General features: G+C 40.8%; 9 protein-coding genes and 3 pseudogenes. 10 read left to right on the forward strand and 2 right to left on the reverse strand.

Annotation, left to right across the window (positions count from 1 at the left end; genetic code table 11):
• Window positions 1-75 precede the first annotated feature (75 nt).
• Complete coding sequence (locus tag H4J73_RS04620; RefSeq protein ID WP_182178814.1) at window positions 76-1,128, reverse strand: hypothetical protein; 1,053 nt, start codon at window positions 1,126-1,128, stop codon at window positions 76-78.
• Window positions 1,129-1,374: 246 nt separating this feature from the next.
• On the opposite strand from H4J73_RS04620, the gene H4J73_RS04625 reads away from it, so the two are divergent.
• The 10 genes and pseudogenes from H4J73_RS04625 to H4J73_RS20910 form a co-directional block, all read left to right on the forward strand.
• Window positions 1,375-1,515 (forward strand): transposase, encoded by a 141-nt coding sequence (locus H4J73_RS04625; RefSeq protein WP_259366644.1) that lies wholly within the window; start codon window positions 1,375-1,377, stop codon window positions 1,513-1,515.
• 698 nt (window positions 1,516-2,213) lie between these two features.
• Window positions 2,214-2,540 (forward strand): response regulator, encoded by a 327-nt coding sequence (locus H4J73_RS04630; protein WP_310649648.1) that lies wholly within the window; start codon window positions 2,214-2,216, stop codon window positions 2,538-2,540.
• A gap of 18 nt (window positions 2,541-2,558) precedes the next feature.
• Window positions 2,559-3,632, forward strand: coding sequence for an HD domain-containing phosphohydrolase (locus H4J73_RS04635; protein WP_182250269.1), 1,074 nt, complete (start codon window positions 2,559-2,561; stop codon window positions 3,630-3,632).
• Window positions 3,633-3,688: 56 nt separating this feature from the next.
• Window positions 3,689-4,249, forward strand: a complete 561-nt coding sequence (locus tag H4J73_RS04640) for a heme NO-binding domain-containing protein (protein ID WP_259367875.1) — start codon at window positions 3,689-3,691, stop codon at window positions 4,247-4,249.
• The gene (locus tag H4J73_RS04645) at window positions 4,236-5,900 is read left to right on the forward strand and encodes an ATP-binding protein (RefSeq protein WP_182223393.1); all 1,665 of its coding nucleotides are present in this window, start codon (window positions 4,236-4,238) and stop codon (window positions 5,898-5,900) included. Before H4J73_RS04640 ends, H4J73_RS04645 begins: the two co-directional genes overlap by 14 nt.
• Before the next feature lie 848 nt (window positions 5,901-6,748).
• Window positions 6,749-7,831 carry a hypothetical protein gene (locus H4J73_RS04650; RefSeq protein ID WP_182178822.1) on the forward strand — a complete coding sequence of 361 codons (1,083 nt, stop codon included), beginning with the start codon at window positions 6,749-6,751 and terminating at the stop codon, window positions 7,829-7,831.
• 295 nt (window positions 7,832-8,126) lie between these two features.
• A pseudogene (locus H4J73_RS04655) lies at window positions 8,127-8,501 on the forward strand (IclR family transcriptional regulator C-terminal domain-containing protein); the annotation flags it as partial.
• Window positions 8,502-9,099: 598 nt separating this feature from the next.
• Window positions 9,100-9,628 (forward strand): annotated as a pseudogene (locus tag H4J73_RS04660) (sigma-70 family RNA polymerase sigma factor).
• A 151-nt stretch (window positions 9,629-9,779) separates the two neighbouring features.
• Window positions 9,780-9,977, forward strand: a complete 198-nt coding sequence (locus H4J73_RS04665) for a hypothetical protein (RefSeq protein ID WP_182178824.1) — start codon at window positions 9,780-9,782, stop codon at window positions 9,975-9,977.
• Between the two features lie 146 nt (window positions 9,978-10,123).
• Window positions 10,124-10,306 (forward strand): annotated as a pseudogene (locus H4J73_RS20910) (HupE/UreJ family protein); the annotation flags it as partial.
• Window positions 10,307-10,512: 206 nt separating this feature from the next.
• Here the strand turns inward: H4J73_RS20910 and katG are convergent.
• Window positions 10,513-12,687: a catalase/peroxidase HPI gene (gene katG, locus H4J73_RS04675; protein ID WP_182178826.1), complete on the reverse strand. Its 2,175-nt coding sequence runs from the start codon at window positions 12,685-12,687 to the stop codon at window positions 10,513-10,515.
• Window positions 12,688-13,044: the final 357 nt, after the last annotated feature.

Below are 13,044 nucleotides of genomic sequence, written 5' to 3' on the forward strand. Positions count from 1 at the left end.
AGAATATGCCTACGAAGAGCTGTCTGAATAGCGCTTTCAAAGGTTGGCTAAATAGGTTCAACACAGCTAATAACATCACAGTACGCTTGAAATATTAATAGTCATTTGCCAATTCTCTTTTGGCTGTGGCCCATTGAGTTTTTTATAAAGAGGCGCGCCAATTTCTACTGTGAGTCGATAGTCCTTGGCCAGACGCCATAAAAGGCCAAGCTTAAGATGAATTGTTTTGCCGCCAAAAAGTTTTGGGTTTGTGATTGAGGCAGGATAAGGAGAAACAGGCAGTCCAAGCATTATTAGAGAATCATCCTGCCCATGAATTTTTTCGCTGTACTCAAAGTCCGCCCCGATAAAGGGTTGGAGTCTTGGAGATAGGTCAAATTGATAACGGCCATTCAGACTATAATTGTTACCCAGACGATAGTCCCTATCATTCGTGCCGGTCCGTATTCTAGCCGACAGACCGACGCTGATGTCATGTGCACCACCATATTGATAATTTATTGCAAACGGGAAATCATAGGTGCCTGAGCCCAGTTGCATGGTATATGGAAGCGGCTCCTTATCATCCTCGGTCGGGCGTGGCGTATCTCCCTCCTCATCGATAGAACCGGTTGGCAGGGACACGCCAAACGAAAATCCCCAAACTCCCTCATTGGAACTGTACCAGCGGTAGAGCGCTACAGCCGCAACATCCCCTATTCCGCTGGTTTTAATTTTGAAATTACTGTAGCCGGGAACACTGCTGATGTGGTCAGTTTCTTGATTAATATAGGGGACCGATATACTCCCCTGCCATTGAGAACTTAACTTATAACCCAGTGATAAAACAGTGGCATTTTGAGTGATGACAGTGGGTACAACGGGGAAGTTTTGAGCCGTTCGCGGTTCAACACCCATCGGTCCATCCCATAGCACCTCGTCATTGCCTACCGGTCGGGTACCATCAAGATAGCCTTGAAATCCCACGGCTTTGAATTGAGCGGCCAATGTCCATGGTGAAGTCGCACCGACCTCATAAATATTTTCAAAAAAAAGCTCCTGGAGGCTCATTTCAGCCATTTCAGACGGTGTACTTTGTGCAAAACAATTAGCACTAAAAATAATTAACATCAGCTGTATATATTTCATTTTAAATACCTCATAGACTACTCAATACGCTAATGGATACATTAGCCCTCCAGAGTATTACTTGAGGATACGAAAGGCATATTAGCCAGTGTCAATTTCAAATTAAAGGAACTGAAGCCTATACCCCACACGGCGCGTATAAAATACCTCCAAGTAATGCTCTTACTATGCTATGGCTCAATAAGCCACCTATCCTTAGTCAACACAATAAGTTTATTATAGGCAGCAATTTAAGAAATTGACATTCTGGTTCAGAAATGTAGAGACAAAAAAGCGGCGAATCGATTCTTTAGAAAATTTCTCAAAGGCCAGCGGATCGCGCCAATCAAGATAGTCACCGGTAAATTGCGCAGTTATTCAGCGATGCCAGAACAGAGGGGATGGTAAAGTATGAACGTCATGAACCAGAGAAACCTGTGAGAAATGCGGTGATGGGAGGTTATTGCGAGCATTGACAAATCGGCAAATAAGCCGATTTGCACAGCGAATGCTGCCCCGCAGGAGTTAGATACTGGGAAGTGTTTAATGAACATTCATTGGTGATCCAAAAGATATTCAGTCACCTGAATACAAACAATGACGAAGTCGTCGAATTATTGCCCCACAAAGTCGAGCACCGCCTCAGGTAGATTGGTTTGAATAGAAGCCGTTCATCATCATAAGCAAAACTGGTTTGCACAACAGCCCGAGACGCTTGTCTTGAATTCTGAAATACGTGAAAACGGTTGATTAATAGACGTAAAATAGCCAATTTTCACTCCCTCAAAGATATAATAAACTGGTAAATGAGAGGAAAACTAAGCAAGGTGTATTTTTATTTCATAAAAAATGACGTTTTATTTTACCTGTTCAGCAAACCTGAGATTGCTGATCTATAATTAAAAGGTTTTAATGCGACTATAGTGTCAGGCCAAAATATGCGGATATATTATTTTATAAGTCAAGCACGTGAGAATGGATTCTATAGATAGATATGATGAAGGACAATTAATGATAAATGATGCTGATGTGATGAAGAAACAGAGCAATATAATTGTATTTATTACAATATTCTTTTCTTTGATATTGACGTTTGTAACGACGAAATACTTGAAGAGGCCTCAGAAGCATTGGAATTTGAAGGCTATGATTCTCTAACTGCAAGCAATGTATCGGATGCACTAAAAATAGTGCGTGACAATCCTGATATTGCCCTAATATTAACAGACTTGAGAATGCCTGGACAGTCGGGGTTAGATCTAGTCGACATTCTAAAGGAAGAGTTTAATAACAAGCTTTGTTTTATAGTCATGTCTGGGCATGGCAGCTCTGACGTTGAAGATAGTGTCATAAAGCAAGGTTTTGCTTTTATACGTAAACCATTAGATATTGATGAACTGATAGATACTATTAAATTAAGGCTTGAAAATTAAATCTAAGGAAAATTCACCTTGATAACAAAAATTTTAATAGTCGACGACGAAGCATATATTCGTGAAGAACTACTCGAAACGATCAGCGCGGAAGGATATGAATGTTGTGAAGCAGCCAATGGAGAAGAAGCGCTCAATATTCTTCGAAGTGATAATGAGATTGCTATTGTCCTTACAGATATTCAAATGCCGGGGAAGGACGGTATTCAAATGATCCGCGAGGCTAAAGAAGAAAACTGCAAAAATCGTAATGTGGAGTTTATCATTATGACGGGACACGGTGGGTCAGCAGAAGCTATTTCTGCATTGAAATTGGGTGTTTTGGATTTTATTGAAAAACCGATTGATATTGAACACCTTTGCCATGTCGTCCGTCGAGCAGAAGAACTGGTCATTTTGAGGCGCACAAAAGAGTATTACCAAGCTAGTCTTGAAGCTGATGTACATGCAAAAACGATTAAGGTTCGCAACCTTCTAAAGGATGTTGAAGATGCGTATGACGAAGCGTTGACATGCCTTGCTGTGGCAGCCGAATTCAAAGATCCTGAAACGGGTTATCATATAAAGCGAATTGGTGAGTATTCCAAATTTATGGCTCAACAACTTGGCTGGTCAGAAGAGCGTCAACATATGATGTTGTTAGCCGCCCCACTGCATGACATAGGCAAGATCGGCACGCCCGAAATTATTTTATTGAAACCCGGAAAACTCGACGCTGATGAAGTCGCAATTATGAAAGAGCATTCACAAAATGGTTATAATATTTTGTCTCATGCAGAACATTCAGTCATGAAAATGGCAGCAACGATTGCAAAAAATCATCATGAACGTTGGAATGGAGGAGGTTACCCTAGAGGTCTCAAAGGAACAGAAATCCCCATTGAAGCTCGTATTGTCGCTGTGGTTGACGTTTATGACGCGCTTAGGTCAAAACGTCCTTACAAACCGGAGTTTGATCAAGAAAAAGCGTTGTCAATCATGCTTGATGGTGACGGTCGAACTGATCCGTCGCATTTTGACCCACAAATGTTGGACATTTTACGTAATAATTCTGAACAGTTCGATGCAATTTATAAAGGTCTTGCTGATTGAAAACAGGGTAAAACATTTATCAGGTCTTAAAGATAAGAGGATATATTATGTACGGAATGGTTAATAAAGCAGTGGAAGATATGGTCTGCATGAAATTTGGCGAGCCGGTATGGGAAGATATTAAGTCCTGTGCAGGGGTCGACATAGACGTATTCATGAGCAACGAAGCGTACCCAGACAAAATGACTTTCCAGCTGGTGAATGCGGCAAGTGAGGTACTGAATATTCCTGCAGAAACCGTTCTTGAGGCATTCGGTGAACACTGGGTCCTGCATACAGCGCAGAAAGGTTACGGCGGTTTGATGCAGGCCAACGGTAGCTCATTGCCCGAGTTCCTGGCCAACTTGCCGGGCTTTCATTCAAGGGTGAAGATGCTGTTTCCTAACCTGAAACCGCCCGGTTTCGAGTGTACAGATGTAACTGAAAACTCACTAAAGCTGCACTATCGTACGCACCGCGCAGGCTTAGTGCATTTTGTCATTGGTTTGATGCACGGCCTGGGCAAGTTGTTCAATACACCGGTTATTGTTCACCTGGTCGAATCCAAGGAACAAGGTGCAGATCACGATGTTTTTGATGTCAAGTGGTCAAATGAGCAATCGAATGAAAAAAAATAACCCGTGCTCAACATCTCAGTTTGGCCTTCCGCCACAGCAGTTTGCCGCAGCGTTCCCTTTCCACTTAGTGTTGAACATGCAGATGGAAATACTGCAGGTTGGAACAACACTACAACGTATTTGTGCTGATATCCTCCCCAGCGCGAGTATGGATAAGCTATTTGAATCGATCCGACCAGAGGGTGTTTTCTGTGTCAACTGGGTGCTCGAAAATGCCGGATCATTTTTCCTTATTAAACACCTTGCCAGTGATCTCAAGTTGCGTGGCGAGTTCGTATTTTTACCTCGCGAGAGTGTGTTGCTGTTTCTCGGCACACCTTGGTTTATCGACGCTTCCGAGATCGCCATACATAAACTTAGTTTCGCGGATTTTGCCACCCACGATGTGGTCGTTGACATGCTCCAGCTATTCCAGGTAAACAAGATGGCACTCGAGGACGCGAATAAGCTCTCCGGCAAGCTAACCGCCCAGCGAAGTGCACTTCGGTTAGCCAACGAAAACCTGAAAAAGCAGGAAGAACAGATGAACCAGCTGACTGGCGAACTGCTCCGAAATCGCGATGAAATGTCTGAGGTGGTTGATACCATTAACCAGCTTGAGGAGGGAATTGCATTTCTAGACAGTGATGACCGCTTTGTATTCACCAACTCGGAATACCGGCACATGCACGAGAAAGTCATCGATTCGGTACAAACCGGTGTACTGTTTGAGGATTATCTAAGGCGTTTGTTTGACGCTGGCGAGATTATTACGCACATCATAGACTGTGAAGAATGGGTCGCCAAACGCATGGTAGCTCATCGCTCTTTGCCAAGCGAATGTGAGATAGTCATAGCTGGGGGTAAGACACTCAATATTCGTGAGCAGGTGACTCATAGCGGTGGGATCGCTATGGTGATTAGGGATATCAGCGAGCATAAAAAGTTGCAGGCGCAACTGGTAAACTCGAGCAAGCTCGCCAGCCTGGGAGATATGGCCACCGGAGTGGCGCACGAACTCAACCAGCCGCTTAACATAATATCAATGGCGGCAGGCAACGTTGAGAGAACTCTCAAGCGCGGCGAATTTGACCCAGAATACCAGTTGGAGAAGATGCAGCGTATCAGGGAAAGTGTTGTTCGCGCGTCGAAAATCATCGGCCACCTGAGATCGTTCGGCCGCGATTCTAGTGAAGTTGCTCAGCCATTTGACCCTCGTGATGCCGTGAGAGGCGCGATCGGTATGATCGGTGAGCAGTTAAAGTTGTCTAGGATTGAGTTGGTGTTGGCTCTACCCACTGAGGTAGGTGCGAAGGTGTTTGGATATGCGCTTCGGTTCGAGCAGGTGCTACTGAGCCTTATTCGCAACGCGAGTGACGAGCTGATTGCGCATCCTTCTGGGGGGGGACGGAAACGCATCCAGATTGTCGTGGTGTTCGAGCCACAGGGGCAGGTGAGTATTAGCGTTGAAGACAATGGATCAGGTGTTCCTGTGGAATTACTTGAGAATATCTTCGATCCGTTTTTCACCACTAAGGTGGTTGGTAAAGGGGCTGGACTGGGGTTGTCGGTGTCTTACGGTATAGTTAATGAGATGGGTGGTAAGATCGTTGTGTTGAATACCAGCGGCGGCGCCAAGTTCGAAATCATCCTACCCACGATACATCACTAAGGCAATCGGGATTAGGCCAATCAGAGTGAGCCAAGTGGTAGAAAAATCAATCGAAATCCAGACAACCCATAATCGGACTAGAAAGTTGAGTATCCACCTGTTTTTTACGCGAATTCCATTAATCGAAATTGTGGCTAACGCCCGCTTCATGCATTGAGTCATTCAACAAGAGTTTATGTTTTTAAAAGAGGCGAATTTCTTTCTTTTAACACTTTCAAAAATTTTGATTCATCATAAAATGTTCGTGTCTTCCAACACTTATTAAGCAATACAGACCCATTTTTATGCTAATGCTCCGAAGTATATAGAAATAAAAGCGGTATTTTAGGAGGTATAACTACACCATACCTCACTGACATAATGTTAGATACTGACCAATAAGCCCCTATCGACATAATAAAAAATCAATTATCTGCTGTTATAGCTCATGAAGTACATTATGATGTAAGAGCTAAGTCAGGTGTTAAAAATAATGGTAACGGTGCTGTAACTCTTGTTAATATGCCAACAGAGGACTTAGTTGTAATAATAAGTATAATAAGCTATTCAATAATACAAAAATAAGCCTGCCTTTTTGTCCCTAAATATTTTATACAACCAATTCTTCGCGTTATCAGGGTGTTAAGGAGATATAATAACTAATTGAGTCAAAATTACTAAAATTTTGACCTCCCTCTAATTTAGGGGGGATTTATGAAAAGGAGTCATTCTACATGCTAGTTAACAGGCGGTGCTAGATTCATAAAGAAGAAAATATTTAATATGATAAAGCATTAAATTAAGTAGCTTAAGATTTTTAAGTTTCAGTTTACTAACACATTATTAATAATTATTTGCAATGGATTTATATGAAATTATTATCATTCACACTAACGTGTGTATTTACATTTTTGATCGCTTTCCAGTGGTACCAGCAACATAGCAACTTTACACACAACGCTCATCAACTAGTTGATCAAGATGCAGTTTTCAATAGCTTATTAGATTATGGGCAACATAAAAGTGACCAAATACCTACAGGTGTATTTATTGACTCACTAGAATTTACTGGGCCAAATGATGTTCACCTTAGTGGTTATGTATGGCAAGAGTTTAGTGCTGAAATTTTAGAAAAGCACAAACCAGGGGTTATATTCCCTAACTCTATCGGTAATGTAATAATGAAAGAAGCTTATCGTGATGTTATTGCTGGTATAACCGTTGTTGGTTGGTATTTTGAAGTAGATTTACGACAAAGTTTCAGTTATAAAAATTACCCTATTGATCATAAAACAGTATGGTTAAAAATCCTGCCTGATAATTTTAATAGTAATTTGATTCTAGTACCATCACTTAATTCTTACGATAGTACCGCTAAATTATCTACATTTGGTATTTCACAGGATATTGTACTCTCAGGTTGGGCTTTAAATGAGTCTTTCTTTAGCTACATGAGACTTAATTTTGATACTGATTTTGGTTTGCATAATGACCACCCCAAAACGAACTTACCAGAACTCACGTTTAATATTGTCATTGAACGGGACTTTCTTAGCGCATTCATGATTAATATAACTTTACTATTGGTTAGTATTTTTTTGTTATATAGCTTAGTACTTATGATGACTTCAAATAAGCATCTTAGTTCTAAATTTAGTGCTAGCGTTTCATCCTCTATCGGTAGTTGTGCCGCAATTTTCTTTGTTATATTAATTGCGCATATAGATGTTAGAAAACATTTTCCAGGGGAGGGAATTGTCTATATCGAATATTTTTATTTAGTGAGCTATTTTTTCATAGTATCTACTGCATTTACTATTTATACGTTTAACTCTAGAGAAAAGGCTACAACAAAAGGTTTATTTGCTAATGATGGTATTTTACTTAAAGTTAGTTTTTGGCCAATTTACACATTGTTAATCTGTTTAATTACTTGGAACCATTTTTATTAATTGCTATATTATTTAAAACCAAATGTGGCTCTCGATTATATTTATGTAATGACGTAGGCGGTTCGGAACACGATATGATATTGCTTTCATTTCTTGTAGACGTAAAAGGGTTATTTGTATACTTTTTCTAATTTACACTTCTAAGTAGTTCGATTGTAATATTAAGGAGGACGGTAAATAAGAATTTTTTGCTCTTTAAATGATCACTTTTAGCCTGTTAAAGTGGCGTTATCGATATAAAAGCTAATATCTCGAATGTGGCCAAAGAGATCATTAGAAAGCAGTTTATTTACCTGTTGGCAGTCATACGCCGGTATGGTGTACTGCCAGCGGTAAACTTTATTTAAGTTCTCTACCCACAGAGCGTCGTCACCGTATTGTCAGTAAATTATCACTGGATAATTTGGCATGTAATACCTTGATTAACCGTGAGTTATTAGAAAGTGAGCTGTTAAAAATTGGGGGTAATGAGCTAGGAACGGATAACGAAGAATTTGTCGATGGTATGGTTGCTTGTACGGTACCTATTAAAGATGAGGATGGCAGGTTGTTTGCCTGTCTTTTTACCCATGCTCTCGTGATTCGTAAAAGTTTAGATGAGTTACTCGCTTTTGAATCAGTATTACGCCAGGCAACTATCGAATTAGGTGAACTACTCAAAAAGCAATAATTGGCCAGCGATTCAAACATCGTAATACTGACGATGAATTGCTTCCAATTATTGATTAACTATTTTGACTTGCTCACATTTGAACTAAGTCCTCGATGTTATTAAACCAGAATGGATTTTTTTTTCAGGTATATAATGATAGAGAATAACTATTATAATTCATATAGTAATAGAAAAAGGCATGTTGACATGCTTGTACAAAAAAACTATGGCGGTCTGGGGTGAAATGCCATAGAAAATTACTTTTTATATCAGTTATCCCTGAAGATAGCTGACATAAAAATAGAGTTGGTTACTTTAATCATTAGTTTAGCCTTTTAGCCTTTTGGCATTGGTGATTATAAGGGGATTTATTTCAAAGATTAGAGATAATCACAAAACGTAAATAATATGTCAAATTTTCTCATAAGGTGATGCCATTTCATTATTTATGACGATCCACATTTGTTCCTACTATTTTTTCTCTTACGCTATAAATTTTCTATTAGTAGAGTATTACCATTTATTTTACTGCAAGTCTGGTGGTAGCTAAATCATGACTCTTTAGGTGAGTATCTCGTGCGTATACGTAAGTTTTCCTTAAAAATAGTAACAAATAATGGAACATGAACAGCACTTAGCGTTACTTAGTGCGTCAGCCCAAGGTGACAAACAGGCATTTTCTCAACTGTATTAAGCGACCAGTAAATAGCTCTATGCGGTAAGTTTGAAAATGTTAATACGAAGAGAGTTGTCTAAAAACGCCTTGCAGGAAGTTTACGTCCGTATTTGGCATAACGCATTGGAATATCTTACCGTTAAGGGCACAGTGTTGACCTAGATGGTCAGTATTGTACGTTATCGCGCGCTGGACATTTTACGTTATCACAAAATTAGAAAAGCAGATGAACTCGTTGAGAATAAAAGCTTCGATCTCAACACCGATGACAAAATTAGTGACTCAGAACAACTCTTACTCGATAAATGTTTAAGCAGTTAGATCTTCAGCAACGACAAGTTATTTACTTAGCTTACTTTAATGGTTGCTCTCATCAAAAGGTGGTTAAACACCGAAATAATCCATTGGGTACCTTAAACGCTGGATAAGACGTGGTCTTATGAGCTTACAGAGTTGTTTAACGCCATGAATTATCAATCTGAGACCTCAAAAACACGCTTGCTGCAGAATATGTACTCGGTACTTTGCGTGGACCTGCTCGACAGCGCTTTCAAAAACTGATGATGCAATTTCTGCTGATCAGTGACGCAACCCAAACCTAGGAGCAAAATCTCAATGGTTTGGGCCAAAAAATACCACCCGTGACACCTGATGTTTGTGTGTGGCAGCGTATAGAAAGTCAGTTGGGTTTTGTTACTGAGCCAATACAAACCAATGTTGTGGCAATAACTAAGACAAAACCTCGAATTTGGCAAAGCATTGCTGGTTTAGTGTCGGCGGCTGCAATCGTCCTTACAGTGATGTTATTTAGCGTTTAGCCACTACTTCAACCCGAGGTTCAGCAACTCGCTTTGATGAGCAATGAACAAGCTAACTTGCTATGGGCACTAGAAATTGGTGCAGATACTATTAGCGTACAAGCAACAAAGCAATTTGTGGCGAAGGCTAATTACCTGCGGATCAACAGTTACTGAGTATACTCGCCTTTAATTTTGGTGTTGAAATAGGCCAGTTAGCGATACTTGCTATTTTACTGCCTGTATTAACTTTACTAAGTAATACAACATATTATACGAGAGGTGTACTGCCAGTGGGGTCTCTATTAATTGCTATTATGGCCGTGCAATGGGGTGTAGAACGTTGGTAAACTCCAAAAATTACTGTGTGTACAATGGTCTAATTAAGGAGGGATGAATTAAAGTCTTGAAAAGTGATAGGTCACTCTAGCGACTTGACTAAATTTTATAGGTAAAAAAAGTATTGCGGATGCAATACTTTTAAGTCGCTACTCATAGTTAGCTAGGTTAATAACTTACACCGTTGTAAAAAACGGCGTAAGTATTTATTCAAGACTTAGAGAAGATCAAAGCGATCAGCATTCATCACACTTGCCCATGCAGCAACAAAATCAGTGACAAATTTTTCTTGATTATCATCCTGCGCGTAAACCTCAACATATGAACGAAGAATTGAGTTCGAGCCAAAGATAAGATCAACGCGTGTTGCTGTCCATTTGACCTTATCTGAATGACGGTCGCGGACCTCATAGAGGTTATCATCCGTTGACTTCCACGTGTAATTCATATCGGTGAGGTTAACGAAATAGTCGTTTGATAATACGCCTTCGCGTTCAGTGAATACCCCATGCTTTGTGCCACCGTAGTTAGTGCCAAGCATACGCATACCACCAATTAACACTGTCATCTGGTGAGCGGTAAGTCCCATCAATTGTGTACGGTCAAGCATGAGTTCTTCTGCGCTAACAATATAGTCCCCTTTGAGCCAGTTACGATAAGCATCATGGGTTGGCTCTAATACTTCAAAGGAATCTACATCGGTCATCTCATCTGTCGCATCGCCACGCCCTGGTGAGAACGGAACGGTTACGTCAAAGCCAGCCGCCTTTGCAGATTGCTCAATACCAACATTACCTGCTAAAACAATGACATCAGCAATACTTGCACCGCTACCATCTGCAATAGTTTCAAGCGACGCTAACACCTTAGCAAGACGCGAGGGTTCGTTACCTTGCCAATCTTTTTGCGGGGCAAGACGAATACGAGCACCGTTCGCGCCACCGCGTTTGTCAGAACCACGAAATGTTCGCGCGCTGTCCCATGCGGTAGAGACCATTTCGCTGATACTCAAACCACTTGCTGTTATTTTTTTCTTTACTGATTCAACATCATAACCAGTATCACCTGCTGGAACAGGGTCTTGCCAGATAAGATCTTCTTGTGGCACATCGCTGCCAATATAATTCGCTTTTGGCCCCATATCGCGGTGCGTAAGTTTAAACCATGCCCGTGCAAACACGTTAGAAAAGTATGCGGGGTCTTTAGAGAAACGCTCTGAAATCTCTCTATATGCCGGGTCCATTTTCATCGCCATGTCGGCATCAGTCATAATTGGATTTTGACGGATAGATGGATCTTCAACATCAACAGGTTTATGTTCTTCCTTAATATTTATCGGTTGCCACTGCCAAGCACCAGCAGGGCTATTTTTGAGCTCCCATTCGTGGTTGAGTAACATCGAAAAATAGCCATTGTCCCACTGAGTAGGATGTGTGGTCCAAGCGCCTTCAATACCACTTGTTATTGTATCGCGACCAACACCGCGTTTGGTTTTGTTGTTCCAACCTAAACCTTGTTCAGTGATATTGGCCGCTTCGGGCTCTTCACCTATTTGTGAAGCATCGCCATTGCCATGACATTTTCCTACGGTGTGACCACCGGCCGTTAGCGCAACGGTTTCCTCATCGTTCATCGCCATACGTTCAAACGTTACACGAATATCATGCGCTGTTTTAAGGGGATCTGGCTTACCATCAACACCTTCCGGGTTAACATAAATAAGGCCCATCATTACTGCCGCCAATGGGTTTTCTAAATCACGTTCACCCGAATAACGGCTTCCTTCACTGCCACTAGGAGCAAGCCATTCTTTTTCTGAACCCCAGTAGGTATCTTTTTCTGGATGCCAAATATCTTCACGACCAAAAGCAAATCCAAAGGTTTTTAAGCCCATAGATTCATAGGCAACAGTCCCTGCATAAGCAATTAAATCAGCCCAGCTCAGTTTGTTACCGTATTTCTTTTTAATCGGCCATAGTAAACGGCGCGCTTTATCTAAGTTAGCGTTGTCTGGCCAAGAATTAATGGGGGTAAAACGCTGATTACCTGTAGCTGCTCCGCCTCTGCCATCTGATATACGGTATGTCCCTGCTGCATGCCAAGACATACGGATCATTAGTCCACCATAATGTCCCCAATCAGCAGGCCACCAGTCTTGGCTATCGGTCATGAATGCGTGCATATCTTTCTTAAGGGCCGTGATATCAAGATCTTTTACGGTTTCTCTATAATCAAAATTGGCTCCCATCGGATTCGTTTTATTATCATGTTGATGAAGAATGTCTAGATTAAGCGACTTTGGCCACCAGCCCATATTAGACGTACTGCTTTGTGTGGCACCGCCGTGCATTACTGGGCATTTTCCACTTGTTGTTGTTTTTTTTTCATTCATATTCAATTTCCTTTTGTTAATCGGTACGGAACGGTCTTAGATAATAGTGAGAATAATACGATATGATGACGCTAAGTGATCACTTTGAAATACACCTAATCTTTTTAAAATACATCATAGTACATTCTGTAAAAACCGCATTTTTTCTTAGTGCGAGATGACTTAATAACGTATCTCATTCTGTTCGTTTATTAAACCTTATTTTTTCATAATTAAATGCGTTTATACCGGGTAAACATATGGGGAAAATGTTTCAGTTGTATGAAATGGGTTATTGGTTATAAAAGATAGTACGGCTTCTTCTTTATTATTTTATCTTTGCGGGTTATCCACGCATTAACACTTTTGCTTTGTAAC

It is taken from the genome of Colwellia sp. MB3u-41, from assembly GCF_014076845.1.
Lineage (GTDB): Bacteria > Pseudomonadota > Gammaproteobacteria > Enterobacterales > Alteromonadaceae > Colwellia_A.